Source organism: Roseovarius sp. MBR-51 (assembly GCF_053628575.1).
Map to the genome: position 1 here is coordinate 142,670 of NZ_JBRJGQ010000003.1, position 19,436 is coordinate 162,105.

At 62.9% G+C, this 19,436-nt stretch carries 21 protein-coding genes and 1 pseudogene; 14 read left to right on the forward strand and 8 right to left on the reverse strand.

Going from position 1 to position 19,436, the window contains the following annotated elements; translation table 11 throughout:
* Nucleotides 1-36 precede the first annotated feature (36 nt).
* From cobA to ACSSVY_RS05245, 4 genes are read left to right on the forward strand one after another with little or no spacing between them, the layout of a single operon-like run.
* Entirely contained in the window at nt 37-912 is an 876-nt protein-coding gene (gene cobA / locus ACSSVY_RS05230) for a uroporphyrinogen-III C-methyltransferase (protein WP_454268364.1), read from the forward strand.
* Nucleotides 900-2,165 carry a cobyrinate a,c-diamide synthase gene (locus tag ACSSVY_RS05235; protein WP_454268365.1) on the forward strand — a complete coding sequence of 422 codons (1,266 nt, stop codon included), beginning with the start codon at nt 900-902 and terminating at the stop codon, nt 2,163-2,165. The genes cobA and ACSSVY_RS05235 overlap by 13 nt, the downstream gene beginning before the upstream one ends.
* A 43-nt stretch (nt 2,166-2,208) precedes the next feature.
* Nucleotides 2,209-3,426, forward strand: coding sequence for an MFS transporter (locus tag ACSSVY_RS05240; protein WP_454268366.1), 1,218 nt, complete (start codon nt 2,209-2,211; stop codon nt 3,424-3,426).
* Between the two features lie 59 nt (nt 3,427-3,485).
* Nucleotides 3,486-3,872: a hypothetical protein gene (locus tag ACSSVY_RS05245; RefSeq protein ID WP_454268367.1), complete on the forward strand. Its 387-nt coding sequence runs from the start codon at nt 3,486-3,488 to the stop codon at nt 3,870-3,872.
* Nucleotides 3,873-3,883: 11 nt separating this feature from the next.
* On the opposite strand, the pseudogene ACSSVY_RS05250 reads toward ACSSVY_RS05245, so the two are convergent.
* Nucleotides 3,884-4,795, reverse strand: a pseudogene (locus ACSSVY_RS05250) (NAD(P)-dependent oxidoreductase); the annotation flags it as partial.
* A gap of 60 nt (nt 4,796-4,855) precedes the next feature.
* Between ACSSVY_RS05250 and ACSSVY_RS05255 the strand changes: the two are divergent.
* The 7 genes from ACSSVY_RS05255 to grxD all read left to right on the forward strand — a co-directional run bounded on the left by ACSSVY_RS05255 (nt 4,856) and on the right by grxD (nt 12,120).
* The gene (locus tag ACSSVY_RS05255; RefSeq protein WP_454268368.1) at nt 4,856-7,333 is read left to right on the forward strand and encodes a penicillin acylase family protein; all 2,478 of its coding nucleotides are present in this window, start codon (nt 4,856-4,858) and stop codon (nt 7,331-7,333) included.
* Nucleotides 7,334-7,505: 172 nt separating this feature from the next.
* Nucleotides 7,506-8,042 (forward strand): phosphoribosylglycinamide synthetase, encoded by a 537-nt coding sequence (locus tag ACSSVY_RS05260; RefSeq protein WP_454268369.1) that lies wholly within the window; start codon nt 7,506-7,508, stop codon nt 8,040-8,042.
* Between the two features lie 179 nt (nt 8,043-8,221).
* On the forward strand, nt 8,222-10,387 hold the full coding sequence (purL, locus tag ACSSVY_RS05265) for a phosphoribosylformylglycinamidine synthase subunit PurL (RefSeq protein ID WP_454268370.1): 2,166 nt from the start codon (nt 8,222-8,224) through the stop codon (nt 10,385-10,387).
* A 228-nt stretch (nt 10,388-10,615) separates the two neighbouring features.
* Complete coding sequence (locus tag ACSSVY_RS05270) at nt 10,616-11,149, forward strand: hypothetical protein (RefSeq protein WP_454268371.1); 534 nt, start codon at nt 10,616-10,618, stop codon at nt 11,147-11,149.
* A gap of 129 nt (nt 11,150-11,278) precedes the next feature.
* On the forward strand, nt 11,279-11,515 hold the full coding sequence (locus tag ACSSVY_RS05275) for a BolA/IbaG family iron-sulfur metabolism protein (RefSeq protein WP_009818395.1): 237 nt from the start codon (nt 11,279-11,281) through the stop codon (nt 11,513-11,515).
* Between the two features lie 4 nt (nt 11,516-11,519).
* The gene (locus tag ACSSVY_RS05280; RefSeq protein WP_454268372.1) at nt 11,520-11,765 is read left to right on the forward strand and encodes a hypothetical protein; all 246 of its coding nucleotides are present in this window, start codon (nt 11,520-11,522) and stop codon (nt 11,763-11,765) included.
* Complete coding sequence (gene grxD / locus ACSSVY_RS05285; RefSeq protein WP_454268373.1) at nt 11,758-12,120, forward strand: Grx4 family monothiol glutaredoxin; 363 nt, start codon at nt 11,758-11,760, stop codon at nt 12,118-12,120. Before ACSSVY_RS05280 ends, grxD begins: the two co-directional genes overlap by 8 nt.
* Nucleotides 12,121-12,168: 48 nt before the next feature.
* Here grxD and speB read toward each other — a convergent pair whose 3' ends face one another.
* On the reverse strand, nt 12,169-13,134 hold the full coding sequence (gene speB / locus ACSSVY_RS05290) for an agmatinase (RefSeq protein ID WP_454268374.1): 966 nt from the start codon (nt 13,132-13,134) through the stop codon (nt 12,169-12,171).
* 12 nt (nt 13,135-13,146) lie between these two features.
* Nucleotides 13,147-14,310 (reverse strand): M20 aminoacylase family protein, encoded by a 1,164-nt coding sequence (locus ACSSVY_RS05295; RefSeq protein ID WP_454268375.1) that lies wholly within the window; start codon nt 14,308-14,310, stop codon nt 13,147-13,149.
* A 62-nt stretch (nt 14,311-14,372) separates the two neighbouring features.
* On the opposite strand from ACSSVY_RS05295, the gene mazG reads away from it, so the two are divergent.
* The 3 genes from mazG (at nt 14,373) to ACSSVY_RS05310 (ending at nt 16,032) form a co-directional block, all read left to right on the forward strand.
* Entirely contained in the window at nt 14,373-15,188 is an 816-nt protein-coding gene (mazG, locus tag ACSSVY_RS05300; protein ID WP_454268376.1) for a nucleoside triphosphate pyrophosphohydrolase, read from the forward strand.
* A 63-nt stretch (nt 15,189-15,251) separates the two neighbouring features.
* A complete protein-coding gene (locus tag ACSSVY_RS05305; protein WP_454268377.1) occupies nt 15,252-15,632 on the forward strand; it encodes a DUF2237 family protein in 381 nt (126 codons plus the stop codon).
* A gap of 4 nt (nt 15,633-15,636) precedes the next feature.
* Entirely contained in the window at nt 15,637-16,032 is a 396-nt protein-coding gene (locus ACSSVY_RS05310; protein ID WP_454268378.1) for a carboxymuconolactone decarboxylase family protein, read from the forward strand.
* A 15-nt stretch (nt 16,033-16,047) separates the two neighbouring features.
* Here ACSSVY_RS05310 and trpB read toward each other — a convergent pair whose 3' ends face one another.
* From trpB to ihfB, 5 genes are all read right to left on the reverse strand, one after another.
* A complete protein-coding gene (gene trpB / locus ACSSVY_RS05315; RefSeq protein ID WP_454268379.1) occupies nt 16,048-17,271 on the reverse strand; it encodes a tryptophan synthase subunit beta in 1,224 nt (407 codons plus the stop codon).
* 81 nt (nt 17,272-17,352) lie between these two features.
* Nucleotides 17,353-18,000 (reverse strand): class I SAM-dependent DNA methyltransferase, encoded by a 648-nt coding sequence (locus ACSSVY_RS05320; RefSeq protein WP_454268380.1) that lies wholly within the window; start codon nt 17,998-18,000, stop codon nt 17,353-17,355.
* Between the two features lie 3 nt (nt 18,001-18,003).
* Nucleotides 18,004-18,648: a phosphoribosylanthranilate isomerase gene (locus ACSSVY_RS05325; protein ID WP_454268381.1), complete on the reverse strand. Its 645-nt coding sequence runs from the start codon at nt 18,646-18,648 to the stop codon at nt 18,004-18,006.
* Nucleotides 18,649-18,657: 9 nt separating this feature from the next.
* Nucleotides 18,658-19,008 carry a lipopolysaccharide assembly protein LapA domain-containing protein gene (locus ACSSVY_RS05330; protein ID WP_009818384.1) on the reverse strand — a complete coding sequence of 117 codons (351 nt, stop codon included), beginning with the start codon at nt 19,006-19,008 and terminating at the stop codon, nt 18,658-18,660.
* Between the two features lie 3 nt (nt 19,009-19,011).
* Entirely contained in the window at nt 19,012-19,293 is a 282-nt protein-coding gene (ihfB, locus tag ACSSVY_RS05335; RefSeq protein WP_045683341.1) for an integration host factor subunit beta, read from the reverse strand.
* Between the last annotated feature and the right edge of the window lie 143 nt (nt 19,294-19,436).

The following is a 19,436-nucleotide window of genomic DNA, read 5'->3' on the forward strand; positions in this document are numbered from 1 at the left end:
CCTTTCCTCTGGATAAAACTCGCGGCATACAAAGACATGACCGACTCGCCCCCTCCCTTCTCCACGCCCCTGCCGGGCAATGACTGGCCCCGGCTTGAACCCGGCTGGGTCTGGCTATGTGGGGCTGGCCCCGGCGATCCCGGCCTTTTGACCCTGCACGCCCTCAATGCCCTGCAACAGGCCGATGTGGTGATCTACGACGCGCTGGTGCAGGACTGTATCCTCGACTGGGCACCGCAGGCCCGCCACATCTACGCGGGCAAACGCGGCGGCAAACCTTCGGCCAAGCAACGCGACATTTCCCTGCAACTGGTCGACCTCGCCCGCGAGGGCCTGCGCGTGCTGCGCCTCAAGGGGGGCGATCCCTTTGTCTTTGGTCGCGGCGGCGAAGAGGCGCAGACGCTGGTGCAACACGGCGTGCCCATCCGCATCATCCCCGGCATCAGCGCGGGCATCGGCGGGCTGGCCTATGCGGGTATCCCCGTCACCCACCGCGACGTCAATCAATCCGTGACCTTTGTGACGGGGCATGACCAATCCGGCCTCACACCCTCGTCGCTCAACTGGCAGGCCATCGCGCAGGGCAGTCAGGTGATCGTGATCTACATGGGCATGAAACATGCGGCCCAGATCAGCGCCGCGCTGCTTGACGCAGGCCGCCCGGTGGATGAACCCTGCGCCGTGGTGTCCTCCGCCACTACCCCGGATCAGCGCGTGCTGGAAACCACGCTCGGACGGCTCGCCGCCGATATCGAATCCAGCGGCTTCGAGCCGCCCGCGATCCTCTGCATCGGGCGTTCGGTGCTCATGCGTCAGGTGCTCGACTGGCAGGGTATGCTCGCCGGTGCTGCCCCCCGCGATCTCGACCCGCTCGGGCGTGGCCTACCCGCCGAGACCGCATGCGGGGGCTGATCCTCGCCGCGCCCGCCTCTGGGGCGGGCAAAACCACGCTCACCCTCGCCCTGCTGCGCCTCTTGTCCCGCGAGGGTCTGCATGTGCGTGGGGCGAAATCCGGCCCCGATTACATCGACCCCCGCTTTCACGAGGCCGCTTGCGGCGCGCCTTGCCCCAATCTCGACGCTTGGGCGATGACACCTGCGCGCCTGCGCAGCCTTGCGTCTGGCGATGGCCTCCTGATCATCGAGGGCGCGATGGGCCTCTTCGATGGTGCCCCCCCCGATGGGCGCGGCGCTGTGGCCGATCTGGCGCGGCATCTTGATCTGCCCGTGGTGCTGGTGGTGGACGCAGGCCGCATGGCAGGCTCCATCGCGCCGTTGGTCGCAGGGTTTGCAAGCTTTGACCCAAATGTGCGCGTGTCCGGCGTGATGCTCAACAACGTAGGGTCTGAGCGGCACGAGGCGATGCTGCGCCGCGCCCTTGCCCCTCTTGGCCTGCCTGTTCTGGCCGCACTCCGCCGCAATCCGGCACTGGCGCAACCCTCTCGGCATCTCGGGCTGGTGCAGGCCATTGAGCGCCCCGACCTTGAACAGTTCCTCAACACCGCCGCCGACGCATTGGCCACAACCGTCGACCGCGCCACGCTTCTGGCCATCGCCGCCCCCTTGCCGCCGGCCACAACCGCCCCGCGTCTCGCCCCCCCGGCGCAGGTCATCGCGGTGGCTCAGGACCGCGCCTTCGGCTTTGCCTATCCGCATATGCTGGCCGATTGGCGCGCGGCGGGCGCAGAAATCCGGCCCTTTTCGCCGCTAGCCAACGATGCGGTGCCCGAGGCCGGTTTCGTCTTTCTACCCGGCGGCTACCCGGAACTGCACGCCGGTCAACTCGCCGCCAATCACATCTTCATGCAAAGCCTCAAGAGCGCCGCACACTCCTCAGATATATATGGGGAATGTGGTGGTTACATGGTGCTGGGCGAGGGGCTGACAGACGCTAGCGGCACGCAACATGCCATGGCCGGGCTGCTGCCGCTTGCGACCAGCTTTGCCACCCGCAGCCTGCATCTTGGCTACCGCACCTTGACCGCGACACAAGGTCCATTCCCCGGCACATGGGCCGGGCATGAATTCCACTACGCCACCACCCTGCGCGCCGACGGCCCCGCCCTCTTTGCCGCGCAGGACGCCGAAGGCACAGCCCTGCCACCCATGGGTCTCCACTTGGGCCGTGTCAGTGGCTCCTTCGCGCATCTCATCGACCGCGCCTGAATTGCCCTTGCAGCGCCCACGCGACGGGTCTAGCACTTCGGCCATGACCGATATCACCCTCCAACCCGACGATAGCCGCGCGCGGCGCAATGTGGCCGTTCTGGTCGCAGCCCAAGCCATTTTGGGCGCGCAAATGCCGATGATTTTCGTCGTGGGCGGGCTTGCCGGACAGTCGCTGGCCTCAAACATCTGCTTTGCGACGCTGCCCATATCGTTGATCGTGCTGGGCTCGATGCTCTCGGCCACGCCGATTTCGCATCTGATGCAACGCTATGGCCGCCGCACCGGGTTTTTCATCGGCGCGGGCGCAGGGGCCATCGGAGGGGCGATTGGCGCCTATGGTCTCTATACCGCCTCCTTCCCGATCTTTCTCTTGGGCAGCTTGATCACCGGCACCTATATGTCCGCCCAAGGCTTTTACCGCTTTGCCGCCGCCGACACCGCCAGCGACGCGTTCCGCGCCAAGGCCATCTCCTACGTCATGGCGGGCGGTCTCCTCAGTGCCGTGATCGGCCCGCAACTGGTCAAGGCCACCTCGCAGGCCATGGTGATCCCGTTCTTGGGCACCTATCTCGCGGTCATTGCCCTCAATATCGCGGGGGCCTTCCTCTTTCTCATGCTCGACATCCCGAAACCGCCGGTGCCCGCCGTAGATGCCCCCCATGGGCGCACGCGGATGGAACTCTTGAAAACCCCGCGCATCGCCGTGGCCGTAATCTGCGCCACCGTGTCCTACGCGTTGATGAATCTGGTCATGACCTCGACTCCGCTCGCGGTCGTGGGCTGCGGCTTTGACGCAGGCAATGCGGCGGATGTGGTCACGGCGCATGTATTGGCCATGTACATCCCGTCGTTTTTCACCGGCCACCTGATCGCCCGTTTCGGTGTGGAAAAGATCGTAGCGACCGGCCTTGTCATCCTCGCGGGTGCCGGGGCTGTGGCCCTGAACGGCGTGCATCTGGAAAACTTCTTTGTCGCCCTCATCCTCTTGGGTATCGGCTGGAATTTCGGCTTTATCGGGGCGACCACCCTGCTCGCAGGGTCGCATGCTCCGCATGAACGTGGCCGCATGCAGGGGCTCAACGATCTCATCGTCTTCGGCGGCGTGACCTTTGCCTCGCTCTCGTCGGGTGGGCTGATGAACTGCTCGGGCGGCACGCCTCAGGCCGGTTGGGCCTCGGTCAACCTTGCCATGGCACCCTTCCTGATGCTGGCAGGCGGTGCCCTCATATGGCTGACCCTGCGCCCCAAGGACGCCTGAGCGCGGGCGGCAGCGTCGGATTTGAGTATTTTTGGAACGATGAAACGCAGGGGGCACGCATGATACTGGAGATCTGGCAGAGTTACCGCCGCCTCCCCCTCTGGGTGCAACTCTGGGTCGCCTTCATTCTGGTGCCGGTCAACGCAGCCTCATTGTTCTACATTCCGCATCCCGCTGGCTTGTGGCTCGCCGTTATGGCGGTCGGCGCGATGCTCTGCAATGGCGTGCTGATGCTGATCGAGCGCGGCTTTTCCAAGGTGATGGCCCTGCCGCATGTGCTGATCTGGACGCCGATGCTCGGCCTGATCCTGTGGCTCTTGAGCCAAGACATCGCCGATGGTTTTCGGACCTATCTCGTGATTCTGCTCGCGGTCGATGTGATCTCGCTGATCCTTGATGTCAGCGACACCCGTAAATGGCTGTCAGGCGACCGCAAGATCGCCTGACAGCCGCACTTTCAGCCAAGCTTGCGCAGACGCGCGAAAAGGCTCGAGGTATCCCAGCGCCCGCCGCCCATCTTCTGCACATCCTTGTAGAACTGATCCACCAGCGCCGTCACCGGCAGGCTGGCGCCAGTCTCATCGGCAGTGCTCAGACAAATGCCCAGATCCTTGCGCATCCAGTCTACAGCAAAGCCATGCTCCCACTTGTCGTCGATCATGGTCTCATAGCGGTTGGCCATCTGCCAACTGCCCGCAGCCCCCTGAGAAATCACCTCGACCACCGCGCGCCCGTCCAGCCCTGCCTTCTCGGCGAAATGCAGCGCCTCGGCCAGACCCTGAACCAGACCGGCAATCGCGATCTGATTGCACATCTTGGTCATCTGCCCGGCCCCGCTCTCGCCAATCCGACGGCAGAGCTTGGCATAGACCTGCATCACGGGCTCGGCCGCCGCATAGGCCGCCTCATCGCCGCCACACATGATCGAGAGCTGGCCTTTTTCGGCCCCCGCCTGACCACCCGACACCGGCGCATCGACAAAATTCAGCCCCGCCGCCTTGGCCTCGGCATAGAGCTCGGTCGTGACCTTCGACGACACCGTGGTGTGATCCACGAACACCGCGACCGACGCCATCCCGGCAAAGGCCCCGTCCGGCCCCTGACAGACCGAGCGCAGATCGTCGTCATTGCCCACACAGGCCATCACAAATTCGGCCCCTTCTGCGGCCTCGCGCGGCGTGACCGCGTGTCGCCCGCCATGCTCCGCCGCCCATTTCTCGGCCTTGGCCGCGGTGCGGTTATAGACACAGACCTCATGCCCGGCCGCCGCCAGATGCCCCGCCATCGGATAGCCCATAACTCCGAGCCCCAAAAACGCCAATTTTGCCATAGTCCTGTCCTCTCCTACAATCTTGTGCCATTGTCTTGCCGAGGTTTTCTGACTATCCCCGGCTGGTGATGCAAGCGGAAAATAGGACGGTGCCGGGGCATGTCAGGGGTGGTGAAATGGTTGTTGCGGCTGGCGGGCGGGGCAATCCTGCTGGCGGTTCTGGCCGTGCTTGGCGCGTATTTCCTGCTCTCCCGCTCGTTGCCCGACTATGACACGACGCTCACCGTGAGCGGCCTCGCCGCCCCGGTCGAGATCGTGCGCGACAATGCCAATGTGCCGCATATTCTGGGTCAGACCGACGCCGACAGCTTCTTTGGGCTGGGCTATGTCCATGCGCAGGACCGTCTCTGGCAGATGATGACGATGCGCCGCACCGTGCAGGGGCGGCTCTCCGAGATATTCGGCCCCCGCACCGTCAAGATCGACAGCACCCTGCGCCGCTTTGACCTCTATACGCTGGCGCGCCAGTCGGTCGCGGCTCAGGATGCCGAAACATTGGCCGCGCTCAAGGCGTATTCCGATGGCGTCAACGCCCGCATCACAGAGATCAACCGCGAAGCGCTGGGGCGCGGTGCCCCCGAACAGTTCCTCTTCAACGCGCCCATAGCCCCTTGGCAACCGGCCGATTCCATTGCGCTGATCAAACTGATGGCGGTGCAGCTTTCCTCGCATCTTGAAAACGAGGTGCTCTTTGCCCGCACCTCACTGGCCCTCGAAGACGCTGACCGCCTCGCGGACATCATGCCTCTTTCCCCCGGCAGCGGTATCGCCGCCCTGCCCGATTATGCGGCACTCTTTCCCGGTGCCAACTGGTCCCGCATGGCCCAAACCACGCCCGAGACAGAGGATCCGCTGTCCCCCTTCAAACGTCGCGCCTTTGCCGGGGCATCGAATGCCTTTGCCGCCGCACGCTCGCGCTCGGCCTCGGGCGGCACGCTTCTGGCCAATGACCCGCACTTGGGCTTTTCCGCCCCGAGTATCTGGTATCTCGCCCGGCTGAATCTGACATCGGGCGGCGTGATCGGCGGCACCATTCCCGGCATCCCGGCGATCCTGACCGGGCGCAGCGCGCGTCTTGGCTGGGCCATCACCTCGTCCTATCTCGACGATCAGGACCTCTATATCGAGGAAGTAAATCCCGATAACGCCGATGAATACCGCACGCCGGAGGGCTGGAAACCGTTTCGCACCACCCGATCTATCATCGAGATCAAGGATGCCGATCCCGTCACCCTCACCCTGCGCTGGACAGATAACGGCCCCGTCCTGCCGGGCAGCCATTACGATCTGGCCGAAGTGACCCCTTCGGGCCATGTCGCATCGCTCAACTGGACCGCCCTCAGCCCCAATGACACAACCATGTCCTCTGCCATTGGGCTCATGCGCGCGCAATCGGTGCAGGACGCGATTGACCTCAGCCGCCTCTACATTGCGCCCTCGCAGAACCTCACGTTGGTGGACCAGTCCACAATCGCGATGCGCACCGTCGGGGCCATGCCCCGCCGCGACGCCCGCCACGAGAGCGAGGGGCGCATGCCCGCACGCGGCTGGCTGACGGAAAACCGCTGGCAGGGCATGCTGCCCTTTGCCGCCAACCCCGAATTCGTGGCCCCCTCGGGCGGCATCCTCGGCAATACCAACAACAAGGTGGTGGACCGCCCCTTTCCCATGCATGTCAGCCACCTCTGGGGCGACACCCAGCGTGTCCACCGCTGGCGCAGGCTCATGCAGGGGCGCGAGGTGCACACCCGCGACAGCTTTATTGAGGCGCAACTCGACACCGTCAGCTTTACCGCCCGCTCCCTCTTGCCGCTGATCGGGGCCGATCTCTGGTTCACCGGCGAATCCGCTCCCGACGGCACGCCCGAACGCCTGCGCCAACGTGCGCTCGCAATGCTCGCCGACTGGAACGGCGAAATGAACGAGCACCTGCCAGAGCCACTCCTCTATGCCGCGTGGATGCGCGCCCTGATGGACCGCCTCATTCGCGATGACCTCGGGCCGCTCTCGCGAGAATTCGACCACCCCGATCCGATCTTCATCGAACGGGTGTTCCGCAATGTCGATGGCGCCGCCGCCTGGTGCGATGTCAAGCAATCGGCGGCGGTCGAGACCTGCACCGACACCGCCCGCATGGCGCTCGACGATGCGCTGATCGGGATTTCAGAACGCTATGGCAAGTCCCTCGAGAGCCTGCGCTGGGGTGACGCGCATCAGGCCACCCATGATCATCAGGTGCTGGGCGTTGTGCCTCTCCTGCGCCATTTCGTCAACATCCGCCAATCCACCTCGGGCGGCGACAACACGCTCTTGCGCGGACGCACGCGCGGCGGCGACGGCCCGGATCCGTTCCAGAATGTGCACGGGGCCGGTTACCGTGGTGTCTATGACTTTGCCGATCCCGACAGCAGCGTCTTCATCATCGCCACCGGCCAATCGGGGCATTTCCTCAGCCGCTATTACGACAACCTGTCGCAACTCTGGCGGCGCGGCGAATATATCCCGATGTCGCTTGATCCTGATCTCGCGCGCGCGGCGGCAGTGGGCGTCACAACCCTGCTGCCAGAAGGCCAGTAACCGCAGCCGTTTCGCCTTGCGCTTCGGGGGCGCAGCCTCCGGCGCGACCAAGACGATCATTTTTTTCTATCCGATTTGGAACCGCACCCCACCTCCGGCGTTGTTCCATCAAGCGCGCATTTGGCGCGTTGATGCAAACCGCAGGATGGACCCTGCAGAAACGGAGGACGATATGACGTTCCGCAAATTGGCTCTCGCGACTGCCCTGACAAGTGTTTCGGCCCTGGCGGCCTATGCCGCAAACGATGGTGGCACCGAACGACAGGCCCCAGAGAACAGCGGCACAGACGCCGTCTATGAAGAAACCCAGGGCACTGCCGCAGACGCACAGGCTGGCGGTTGGTCCGAGGCCACCGTTGCCGAGGATGGCGAAATCCACGCACCCACCGATCTTGATCTGACGGCCAAAGGCCAGCGCGAGGCCGGCAACACCCTGGTCGAGAATATTCTCACCGAGGCCGAGACTGGGGCCACGCTGACCTCCGTGGATGACAAGGTCATTGGCGAAGTCGTCTCCCACGAGGGCGACGAAACCGCAGAGCACGTTATCTATGTCGATGTGAACGCGGATGCCGACCTCCCGGCCGAGCGTATCGGCTTTGAGGCAGGCTCGCTCAGCGTCGGCGAAAACGGCGGCTTGGAATATGCCATGACCCTCGAGCAACTGCGCACCGCCGTGGCGGAAAAAGTCGCGACGATGACGCAATAACCGTTCGTCTTTCCACGGCGCGCTCCTCCCTCCCGGCGCGCCAACGGCCCGGCCCCCAAAGGCCGGGCCGTTTTGCTGTGATGCCGCAAAATCTCCCACCCCCGATCACGCGCCCCTTCCCCCCGCCGCAGTCCTGCTTTAAAGACCGCCGCATGCACATCCCCGAAGGAGCCCGCCCCATGCAGGAACCGTCCATCACCCCCGATCTCATCGCGTCCCACGGCCTCAAACCCGAGGAATACGACCGCATCCTCGAGATCATCGGACGCGAACCGACCTTCACAGAACTGGGCATCTTTTCGGCCATGTGGAACGAGCATTGTTCCTACAAATCCTCCAAGAAATGGCTGCGCACCCTGCCCACCACCGGCCCGCAGGTGATCTGTGGTCCCGGCGAAAACGCCGGCGTCGTCGATATCGGCGACGGTCAGGCGGTTGTGTTCAAGATGGAAAGCCACAACCACCCCTCCTATATCGAACCCTATCAAGGGGCCGCGACCGGCGTGGGCGGCATCCTGCGCGATGTGTTTACAATGGGCGCGCGCCCCATCGCCTCGATGAACTCTCTCAGCTTTGGCGAACCCGCACACCCCAAGACCCGCCAACTTGTGCATGGCGTGGTGGCGGGTGTTGGCGGCTATGGCAACTGCTTTGGCGTGCCCTGTGCGGGCGGCGAGGTGCGGTTTGACCCGGCCTATAACGGCAATTGCCTTGTGAACGCCTTTGCCGCAGGTCTGGCCGACGCGGACAAGATTTTCTACTCCGCTGCCTCTGGCGTCGGCATGCCCGTGGTCTATCTCGGGGCCAAAACGGGCCGCGACGGCGTCGGCGGCGCCACCATGGCCAGCGCCGAATTCGACGACAGCATCGAGGAAAAGCGCCCCACCGTGCAGGTGGGCGATCCCTTCACCGAAAAGCGCCTGATGGAGGCCTGTCTCGAACTGATGGCCACCGGTGCTGTGATTTCCATTCAGGACATGGGCGCGGCGGGCCTCACCTGCTCGGCCGTGGAGATGGGTGACAAGGGCGGACTTGGCGTCAAACTGCAACTCGACGCCGTGCCGCAACGCGAGGCGAACATGACCGCCTATGAGATGATGCTCTCGGAATCCCAGGAACGCATGCTCATGGTCCTGCGCCCCGAGCTTGAGGCCGAGGCCCGCGCCGTATTCGAGAAATGGGATCTCGATTTCGCCATCGTCGGCGAAACCATCGCCGAAGACCGCTTTCTCATCCTGCATGGCACTGACGTCAAAGCTGACTTGCCCTTGGCCACCCTCTCAGGCTCAGCTCCCGAATATGACCGCCCTTGGGTGGAAACCACCCCTGCCACGCCGCTCGACCCCGCGACCGTGCCCGGTGTCGATCCCATCGACGGTCTCAAGGCGCTGATTGGCTCGATCAACTACTGCGCCCGGCACTGGGTCTATGAGCAATATGACACCATGGTCATGGCCGACACCGCCCGCACGCCGGGACAAGGCGCAGGGCTCATCCGCGTGCATGGCACCGACAAACTCTTGGCCTTCACCTCCGACGTGACCCCGCGCTACGTCAAGGCCAACCCCTTTGAGGGCGGCAAACAGGCGGTGGCCGAGGCGTACCGCAATCTTTCCGCCTTGGGCGCCGTCCCGCTTGCCACCACCGACAACCTCAATTTCGGCAATCCCGAAAAGCCCGAGATCATGGGCCAGTTCGTCGGTGCCATCAAAGGTATCGGCGAGGCCGTGGCGGCCCTCGACATGCCGATCGTCTCAGGCAATGTCTCGCTCTACAACGAGACCGACGGCACCGGCATTCTGCCCACCCCCACCATCGGCGCCGTGGGCCTGATCCGTGATCCCGCGACCGCCATCACCGGACAGGCGCGCGACGGGCATGTGGCACTGCTCTTGGGCGAAACCCACGGTCACTTGGGCCAATCGGCCCTTCTGGCAGAGGTGTTCAACCGGGTCGAAGGCGACGCGCCGCCCGTTGACCTCGCCGCCGAGAAACGCCACGGCGATTTCATCCGCGCCAATCATGCGCTGATAAAGGCCTGCACCGACCTCAGCGATGGCGGTCTGGCCTTGGCCGCCTTCGAAATGGCCGAGGCGGCAGGCGTTGGCATCCATCTCGATGCGGACGACACGACCACACTCTTTGCCGAAGATCAGGCGCGCTACCTCATCGCCTGCAACTTCGATCAGGCCGAGGCGCTGATGACCGCCGCAGGCCACGCGGGCCTTCCCCTCACCTCCGTGGGCCGCTTCACCGGCGACACCGTGCGTCTGGGCAAATCCGAGGTCCCGCTCGCCGACCTGTCGAACATCTTCCGTAGCACCTTCGGCACGACGTTCGACTAAGGGGAACGGGCGCAGAGGGGGCTTTTTGTCTAGAGCCGACATTGGTCCCAATTGCAAATGCGCGGAACAAGGTGCCGCAGGCACCGCCGCAGGCACCGCCGCAGGCACCGCCGCAGGCACCGCCGCGCGGCGCCCGACCGCCCCCCACACCCCATCACGTTTTCCGGAGCCCCATGGCGCGGACCCTAGCCCCGTGGCAGGCTGACACCAGCCATGAAAGGATCGCCCATGCTCCGCCGCCTGCTCGCCCTCAGCCTTGTCCTGTTCGCCACCCCCCTCACAGCACAGGACACCCCGCCCGCGCCAGAGCCGCCGATGACGCTGGAGCGGCTCGATACCATCATCAGAGCCCTTGATCCCGAGGCAGAGAGCAACGGCAGCGTCTGGCAGTTGACCGTGAACGACGTGCAGGTGCTCATCGTCACCGACGAATCCGCAGACCGCATGCGCGCCATGACCCCTGTGGCCAAGGCCGAAGACCTCACACCCGAAGACCTCAATCGCATCCTGCAAGCCAATTTCGACACCGCCCTCGATGCCCGCTACGCCATCGCCAAGGATCTTCTGTGGGCCGCCTTCATCCATCCGCTGAAACCGCTGGAGAAGGACGAGTTCATCTCGGGCTTGGGCCAGGTCGTCAACCTCGCCCAGAGCTATGGCACGCTCTATTCCGGCGGCGCGCTGCACTACGGCGGAGGCGACAGCGGCGCGCTGCAACGCGCGCTGATTGATGAGTTGCTCAAGAAAGGCGAAGAGATCTGACCTCAGTCATTAGGCGCTGCTCCCTCAACTGTTTTGAGCCAGATGAACAGCCAAGCCATCCCGCGCTCCCTTGCACTCATGCCGATGGGGCTCTACATCTTGGGCAAGACGTGACAAGGAGACGCCCCAATGGCCATGCTCGCCTCTGACCTCGAAGCCCTGATCCGCCAAGCCCTGCCCAATGCCAAGATCACCGTCGATGGCGAAGACGGCGTGCATTTCGCCGCCGAAGTCATCGACGAGAGTTTCCGCGGCATGAACCGGGTCCAACAGCAACGCGCCGTCTATGCCGCAATCAAAGGCAAGATGGACGGCCCCAACGGCGCCGTGCATGCCCTGGCGCTGACAACCAAGGCCCCCGACTGAGTGAATGGAACCCAGACTGATCGTCGCCCTGCTGCTTCTGCCCTTTGCTGTGATCTTTGCCTATACGATGTGGCATGAGATCCGGCGCTACCGCCGCGATGGGCGGGCCGAATACGGCCTCAGCTATTGCGAAGAAACCGACAGCACCCATGTAACTCTTTTGGGCGACGACGAAACCGGGTATGACCCCGAAGAGACAGACCCCTCGGCCAAAGCCGATAGACAGACCGATAGGACAAGCCATGACTGACGCCAAGACCCGCATCGAAGAGACCGTGAAATCCGCCGATGTCGTGCTCTATATGAAGGGCACCAAAGACATGCCGCAATGCGGCTTTTCCTCCCGCGTCGCGGGTGTGCTGAATTACATGGGCGTCGACTTCAAGGACGTGAATGTCCTCGCCGACGAAGACATCCGTCAGGGCATCAAGGACTATTCCGACTGGCCCACCATTCCTCAACTCTACGTTAAGGGAGAGTTCGTAGGCGGCTGCGACATCATTACCGAGATGACCCTCTCCGGCGAACTCGACGAACTGTTCGCGAAATCCGGCGTCGCCTATGACAAGGACGCCGCCGAGAAAATCCGCGAAGCGAACGCCTGACCCAAAGGGTCGGTCAAACCTTACGGTTTGACCGCACATTCGTACGGCTCAGCCTCTCCGGGTCCAGCCCCAGAGGCACAGCATTTCCATGACCACATGCGCCCCAGCGATGGCAGTGGCGCCTGTGGTATCATAGGGCGGCGACACCTCGACCATATCGCCCCCCACCAGATTAATGCCCGCAAGATCCCGCAGGATGATCGCCGCCTGCGCCGAGCTCAGCCCACCCCAAACCGGCGTTCCGGTGCCGGGCGCAAAGGCCGGGTCCAGTGCGTCGATATCGAACGTCATATACACCTGAGCATCACCCACGATCTCTTTGATCTTGCGCGCAATTTCTACCGGCCCCTCCAGATGCACCTGCCGCGCGTCGAGCGTGGTAAAACCCATCGTGTCGGGATTGGTGGTGCGTATCCCCACCTGCACCGAGCGCGCCACATCGACAAAGCCTTGCTTCACCGCCTTGTACATCATCGTGCCGTGGTCAATGCGCGTGAGATCATCATCGACCCAGGTATCGGAATGGGCATCAAAATGAATCACCGCCAGCGGTCCGTATTTTTCGGCATGCGCCTGCAACAGCGGCAAGGTAATATAGTGATCGCCGCCAATCGCGAAACAGGCGGCACCCGCGTCCAGAATGCCCTTGGCATGCGTATAGAGTGCATGAGGAAAGGCCGCTACATGTGCGTAATCAAACGCTAAATCTCCATAATCCACGATGCTCAAATGCGACAGCGGATCATAGCCATCCCAGCCATAGGGCGGATCATAAACCTGTAATGCGCTGGCCTCGCGCACCGCGCGCGGCCCCATGCGGGTGCCTGTCCGGTTGGTCACGGATTGGTCAAACGGCACCCCAGTGATCGCCACATCGATATCCGTCAGATCCTTGGTATAGCGACGGCGCGCAAAGGACAGCGCCCCACCAAAAGCGTTCTCAAAGCTCAGTCCACGTGATGTTTCGCGCGTAAACGCCTGATCTATCTGTGTTTTCGCATCTTCCAGTGCCATGGCTTGTCTCCTTCAGCCAAGAGGCTGCGCGCGCTCGACCAGCCGCGCAAAGAACGAGGCCCCGATTGGTGCCACCGCATCGTTGAAATTGAACCCGGGATGGTGCAGCCCCGGCCCTACACCTTGGCCAAGAAACAGATAAGACCCCGGAAGCTCTTGTAGCATATAGGAAAAATCCTCGGCCCCCATTTCACGCGGGCGATCCGCGATGACCAACCCTTCGCCCACAACCTCCCGCGCGACCTCTGCGGCAAAGGCGGTCTTGTCTGCGTCATTGTAGGTGGCGGGGTATCCCAGATCAATCCGCACCTCCGCCCGCACGCCATATCCAACGGCCACGCCCTCTGTAACCTCCCGCAACCGACGATGCACCATCTCCTGCACTTCGGGCGTAAAGGTGCGGATCGTAGCGTTGATATAGGCGGTCTCGGGGATGACGTTATCGACCGTGCCAGTATGGATCTGCGTCACGGAAATAACCAGATCATCCAGCGGGTTACGGTTACGGCTGACAATCGTTTGGATGCCCTGCACAATGGCCACGGCCGCCACCACCGGATCGCGTGTCTCATGCGGCATGGCGCCATGCCCGCCCCGCCCGATCACGTCGATATGCAGCGTATCCACCGCCGCCATGATTGGCCCGGGCGTGGTCTCGAACGTGCCGGCAGGCACCCCCGGCAGAGTATGAAGCGCATAGACCTGCTCCACCCCATAGCGGCTCAGCGCGCCCTCCTCGACCATGATGCGTCCCCCGCCCGGACCTTCTTCGGCAGGTTGAAAGATCAGGACCACTTTACCGGCAAAATTCCGTGTCTCTGCAAGGTACTTAGCCGCGCCAAGCAGCATGGTCGTATGCCCGTCATGGCCGCAGGCATGCATCTTGCCGGGGGTCTGGCTGGCATACTCAAGCCCGGTGATTTCGGTCATCGGCAGCGCATCCATATCGGCGCGCAGCCCGATGCACGGCCCCTCGCCTTGGCCCTCGATCACCGCGACAACCCCACTGGTCGCCACCCCGGTCTCGATCTGCGTGATGCCAAAGTCACGCAATCGCTCGACCACAAAGGCCGCCGTTTTGTGGCAATCGAACCCCAATTCGGGATTGGCATGCAGATGCCTCCGCCATGCCGTCATATCCTCTGAGAATCCGGCAATTCGGTTGATCACGGCCATCTCTGGACATCCCTTCATTCTCGCGTCAGGGTCCACTCAACCCCAAAGACGAGGCCGCCGCAATGCCTGACGACACGCTCATTCACGATCCCCGTGGCGGACTGCCCCGCCTCATCGCCATCATGTCCCGCCTGCGCGATCCCGAGACGGGTTGCCCTTGGGACATCGAGCAGGACTTCGCCACCATCGCCCCCTACACGATCGAAGAGGCCTATGAGGTGGCCGACGCGATTGAACAGGAAAACTGGCAAGAGTTGCGCGGAGAATTGGGCGATCTCTTGTTGCAGGTGGTGTTCCATTCCCAGATTGCGCAGGACCGGGGCCTGTTTGACGTTCAGGACGTGGCCAACGCCATCTCAGATAAAATGGTCGCACGGCATCCGCATGTGTTCGGGTCCGAGAGCCGCGACAAGACGGCCGAACAGCAAACCCGCGACTGGGAGGTGGTCAAGGCCGCCGAACGCGCCGCCGAGGCCAAGACCGGCACGCTGGACGGTGTGGCCCTTGGTCTGCCTGCGCTCTTGCGCGCCGTCAAACTCCAGAAACGCGCCGCGCGTGTGGGCTTTGACTGGCCGGACTCTTCTCATGTTCTCAATAAGATACGCGAAGAAGTTGAGGAACTTCATGAAGCTGCGACCGAGTTGACCCAAGACGCAGTCGAAGAGGAATACGGCGATCTTCTCTTTGTCATGGCCAATCTCGCCCGGCATATGAAGGTTTGCCCCGAAACTGCCCTGCGCCGCGCCAACGCCAAATTCACCCGCCGATTCGAGCGGATCGAAGCGCTTTTGGCCGAACGCGGCAAAACCCCACCCGAGTCGGATCTGGCTGAGATGGACACACTCTGGGATCAGGCCAAAGCCGAGGAGCGCGCCTGACAACCGCTTGTAACTACGCCAGAAACCCGCCACTCTCAGCCTAGGAATGAAAGGATCACGCCAATGACCATCATGGATGAAGCCCGCAATGTTCTGGGTGAGGCGCTGGAGCCGTGCTCCTCCAAGCCGCTGACCGGCTATTTCCGTGACGGCCATTGCAACACCTGCGCCGAAGATCACGGTAGCCACACGGTCTGCGCCCTGATGACCGCCGAGTTTCTGGCCTTTTCCAAATATGTAGGCAATGACCTCAGCACGCCACACCCGGAATTCCAGTTCCCCGGCCTGAAGCCGGGCGATCAATGGTGCCTCTGCGCCGCGCGCTTTCTTCAGGCCCATGACGAGGGGTGCGCGCCGATGGTGCGGCTTGATGCCACCCATGTGCGCGCCCTCGAAATCGTCCCGCTCGAAGCGCTGCAAGAGCATGCCGCCCCGGAGAGCTAAGAGCATGGCCACCGTAACCCTGATCACCGATGCCGAGGCCAGCCCCGAGGTGCGCGCCATATTCGATGACATCCGCGCCACGCGTGGCAGCGATTTCATCAACAATTTCTGGCGCGCGCTGGCCCATGACCCGGCGCTCCTCAGCGCCACGTGGCAGAGGCTCAAAATCGTGATGGGCCCCGGCACCCTCGATCCGCTGACCAAGGAATTGATCTATATCGCCGTGTCGGTCGCCAATGGCTGCGAATATTGCGCCCATTCCCACACCGCCGCCGCCCGCGCCAAGGGCATGACGCCCGCCCAGCACGGCGAATTCCTCGCGGTGATCGGCATGGCCTCTCAGACCAACGCGCTCGCCACAGCCCTGCAGGTGCCGGTGGACGACACTTTCAAGGTCTGAACCCCGCGCGACGCGTCAGATCTTCATGTCAAAGCCCAGATGCTTGGCGACGGTAAAGATGTCCTTGTCGCCCCGCCCGCACATATTCATCACGAGCAGGTGATCCTTGGGCAGTGTCGGTGCGATCTTCATCACATGGGCCAAGGCATGGCTCGGCTCCAGCGCCGGAATGATGCCTTCAAGCGCGCAACTCAGTTGAAACGCCTCCAGTGCCTCGACATCGGTGATCGAGACATATTTGGCCCGCCCCGTCTCATGCAGCCAGCTATGCTCGGGGCCGATGCCGGGATAATCGAGCCCCGCCGAAATCGAATGGCCCTCCAGGATTTGCCCGTCGGCATCCTGCAAGAGATACGTGCGATTGCCATGCAGGACGCCGGGCCGCCCACCGGTCAGGCTTGCGCAATGCTCCATCCGGTCGTCAACCCCATGCCCCCCGGCCTCGACCCCGATGATATTCACGGTCGGATCGTCAAGGAACGGATAAAACAGCCCCATTGCATTCGACCCACCGCCAATCGCCGCCACCAGCGTATCGGGCAGACGCCCTTCGGCGGCCTGCATCTGCTCTTTGGTTTCTTTGCCGATGATCGACTGGAAATCGCGCACCATCGCCGGATAGGGATGCGGCCCTGCCACGGTGCCGATGCAATAGAAGGTGTCGCGCACATTCGTGACCCAGTCGCGCAGCGCATCATTCATCGCATCCTTGAGCGTGCCACGCCCACTTGTCACCGGCACCACCTCGGCCCCCAAGAGCCGCATGCGGAACACGTTCGGCGCCTGCCGCTCGACATCATGCGCGCCCATATAGACCACGCATTGCAGCCCGAACTTGGCACAGACGGTCGCGGTGGCAACCCCATGCTGCCCCGCGCCCGTTTCCGCGATGATCCGCTTCTTGCCCATGCGGCGCGCAAGGATGATCTGGCCCAGCACGTTGTTGATCTTGTGTGCGCCCGTGTGGTTCAGCTCATCCCGCTTGAGATAGATCTTGGCCCCGCCCAGATGCTGTGTCAGCCGGTCGGCATAATAGAGCGGCGAGGGGCGGCCCACGTAATGCGTCCACAAATCGTGCATCTCATCCCAGAAGGTCTGGTCGGTCTTGGCGTGCTCATACTGCTCTTCCAGTTCCAGAATGAGCGGCATCAGGGTTTCCGACACGAACCGCCCGCCGAAATCGCCGAACCGGCCTTTTTCGTCAGGACCGGTCATAAAGCTGTTGAAGAGATCGTTCATTGTCTCGGGCCTTTGTCATTCGGGAAAGTCTGACGTTGAATATGGGACGCGCGGGGGATTTTCCAGCGAAAAGCGGGGCCTTCAGAGCCGGCGGATCACATAGAGCCGCGACCAGAGGTCCGGTTCGGCCAACAGAAAGGGCAAAAACGGCTCCGAGCGCTGCGCGATATGGATCTGGCCGCTGTCGACCAGCGATTCCAGCACCGATTGAAACCCCTGCGCCTTCCACGTCGCCTCCAGCAGGTTAAAGACCCCGAAACCGCCGGGGCGCGTCACGCGGGCCAGATGAATAAGGCTCTCGGGCGGGGCATGACCGGGGCCAAAGGCACCCACGCAAACAAACCCGGCAAAGCTGTCATCGGCAAAGGGCAGACCGCTGCCCATCTCCGCCTCGACCAGATCGGCGTAATGCCCGGTTGCCTGCGCCGCCGCCAACATACCGGGCGACAGATCACAGCCTGTAATCGGCCCATAGCCCAGAACTGTCAGGCTCTCGCCCACCAGCCCCGTGCCACAGGCGGCATCCAGCACCGGACCTTCGCTGGTTCCCATGAACCGCGCAAACATCGCGGCCCCGAGGGCGGGCAACCGAAACCCCCGCGCCAGATTATCGGCATCATAGCTCTGCGCCCAACCGTTATAGATCGTGCGGGATTGCTCGGGCGTCTTGGCCCCGTAAACGTCGCTCAAATCGTCCATCATCTCGGCCTCCACTTGCGGGGCCAGCATGACCTAGCCTTGGGCGTTGTCAATAAAGGCACGGATCAGACCCGCATCCTTGATCCCCGGCGCGGCCTCGACCCCGGTCGAGACATCGAGTTGCCGCGCGCCCGTGCGCGCCACCGCTAGGGCCACATTGTCGGGGGTCAATCCCCCCGCCAAGAGCCAGGGCAAGGACCAGTCACGCTCCGCGATCAAGCCCCAGTCAAAGGCCAGCGCATTGCCCCCCGGTCGTGTCGCCCCCGGTGGTGGCTTGGCGTCGATCAGCAATTGATCAGCCACGCCGCTATAAGAGTCGATCTGCGCGAGATCGGCCACTTCGGCAATCCCGATGGCCTTGATCACCGGAAGGCCGTAGCGCGCCTTGACCTCGACCACCCGCGCCGGGCTCTCGTTTCCATGCAATTGCAGGAAATCGAGCGGCACGAGCTCCGTCAAAGCGTCCAGCGCTTCGTTATCTGCATCCACTGTCAGCGCCACTTTGGCAATGCCCGAAGGCACGTCAAGCGCGAGCCCACGCGCCTGCGCACGGGTCACATGACGCGGCGATTTCTCAAAGAAAACGAACCCGACATACGCGGCCCCCGCTTCCACCGCCGCAGACACGTCGGTGGCGGCGGTCAGGCCGCAAATCTTGACACGAACATCTCTGGTCATGCGCGCGGTTTAGCTTGCTTGATCCAAGAGCGCCAGAACTTCATCCTTGCCCTGATGCCGCTCACCCTTGAGACGCTTGACCTCGGCTCTCAGGCTTGCCAACTCGCGCGCCTGCCTTGCCGCTGCCGCCCGTTCCCCAGCCTCGCGGATCCATTCCCAGATGAACCCGACGATCAACCCCATAAGAATGCCGCCGAATATCACGATAAAGAGCGGCACATCATAGGTTGGGTTGAGCGCGGCAAAGCCTGCCAACTCGTCAGGCAGCACCCGCAGGGTTACGACCCCGCGATTGGCCAATGCAATCAGCACGAGCGCTAGGGCAAAGATGGCAATCGAGGCATAGCGGATATAGCGCATGAGTTACTTTCCGTTGAGCCGGTCACGCAAGAGCTTGCCGGTCTTGAAGAAGGGTACGTATTTCTCCTCAACATGCACGCTTTCGCCAGTGCGTGGATTGCGACCCGTGCGCGCATCCCGCTTTTTCACCGAGAACGCACCAAACCCGCGCAACTCGACCCGATTGCCTTCGGCAAGCGCGTCCGTGATCTCGTTGAAGATGGTATTGACGATACGCTCGACGTCGCGCTGATAGAGATGCGGATTTTCGTCAGCGATTTTCTGGATCAGTTCCGATCGGATCATCGGTGGTCTCTCCCCCGGCCTTATTGTTTGTAACTTTGTGGCAGTTGCAGGGGACTATAGCCAGAATGCCGCGAAACCCAAACAGAAAGCCGGGTCAAGAGGCGGAAATCTATGCGATTTTTTGCCGGTCGCACGGATTTTCA

Bases quoted from the DNA above. Each gene is read 5' to 3' on its own strand.
- cobA (WP_454268364.1), top strand. From the start codon at position 37: ATGACCGACTCGCCCCCTCCCTTCTCCACGCCCCTGCCGGGCAATGAC.
- ACSSVY_RS05235 (WP_454268365.1), top strand. From the start codon at position 900: ATGCGGGGGCTGATCCTCGCCGCGCCCGCCTCTGGGGCGGGCAAAACC.
- ACSSVY_RS05240 (WP_454268366.1), top strand. From the start codon at position 2,209: ATGACCGATATCACCCTCCAACCCGACGATAGCCGCGCGCGGCGCAAT.
- ACSSVY_RS05245 (WP_454268367.1), top strand. From the start codon at position 3,486: ATGATACTGGAGATCTGGCAGAGTTACCGCCGCCTCCCCCTCTGGGTG.
- ACSSVY_RS05255 (WP_454268368.1), top strand. From the start codon at position 4,856: ATGTCAGGGGTGGTGAAATGGTTGTTGCGGCTGGCGGGCGGGGCAATC.
- ACSSVY_RS05260 (WP_454268369.1), top strand. From the start codon at position 7,506: ATGACGTTCCGCAAATTGGCTCTCGCGACTGCCCTGACAAGTGTTTCG.
- purL (WP_454268370.1), top strand. From the start codon at position 8,222: ATGCAGGAACCGTCCATCACCCCCGATCTCATCGCGTCCCACGGCCTC.
- ACSSVY_RS05270 (WP_454268371.1), top strand. From the start codon at position 10,616: ATGCTCCGCCGCCTGCTCGCCCTCAGCCTTGTCCTGTTCGCCACCCCC.
- ACSSVY_RS05275 (WP_009818395.1), top strand. From the start codon at position 11,279: ATGGCCATGCTCGCCTCTGACCTCGAAGCCCTGATCCGCCAAGCCCTG.
- ACSSVY_RS05280 (WP_454268372.1), top strand. From the start codon at position 11,520: ATGGAACCCAGACTGATCGTCGCCCTGCTGCTTCTGCCCTTTGCTGTG.
- grxD (WP_454268373.1), top strand. From the start codon at position 11,758: ATGACTGACGCCAAGACCCGCATCGAAGAGACCGTGAAATCCGCCGAT.
- speB (WP_454268374.1), bottom strand. From the start codon at position 13,134: ATGGCACTGGAAGATGCGAAAACACAGATAGATCAGGCGTTTACGCGC.
- ACSSVY_RS05295 (WP_454268375.1), bottom strand. From the start codon at position 14,310: ATGGCCGTGATCAACCGAATTGCCGGATTCTCAGAGGATATGACGGCA.
- mazG (WP_454268376.1), top strand. From the start codon at position 14,373: ATGCCTGACGACACGCTCATTCACGATCCCCGTGGCGGACTGCCCCGC.
- ACSSVY_RS05305 (WP_454268377.1), top strand. From the start codon at position 15,252: ATGACCATCATGGATGAAGCCCGCAATGTTCTGGGTGAGGCGCTGGAG.
- ACSSVY_RS05310 (WP_454268378.1), top strand. From the start codon at position 15,637: ATGGCCACCGTAACCCTGATCACCGATGCCGAGGCCAGCCCCGAGGTG.
- trpB (WP_454268379.1), bottom strand. From the start codon at position 17,271: ATGAACGATCTCTTCAACAGCTTTATGACCGGTCCTGACGAAAAAGGC.
- ACSSVY_RS05320 (WP_454268380.1), bottom strand. From the start codon at position 18,000: ATGCTGGCCCCGCAAGTGGAGGCCGAGATGATGGACGATTTGAGCGAC.
- ACSSVY_RS05325 (WP_454268381.1), bottom strand. From the start codon at position 18,648: ATGACCAGAGATGTTCGTGTCAAGATTTGCGGCCTGACCGCCGCCACC.
- ACSSVY_RS05330 (WP_009818384.1), bottom strand. From the start codon at position 19,008: ATGCGCTATATCCGCTATGCCTCGATTGCCATCTTTGCCCTAGCGCTC.
- ihfB (WP_045683341.1), bottom strand. From the start codon at position 19,293: ATGATCCGATCGGAACTGATCCAGAAAATCGCTGACGAAAATCCGCAT.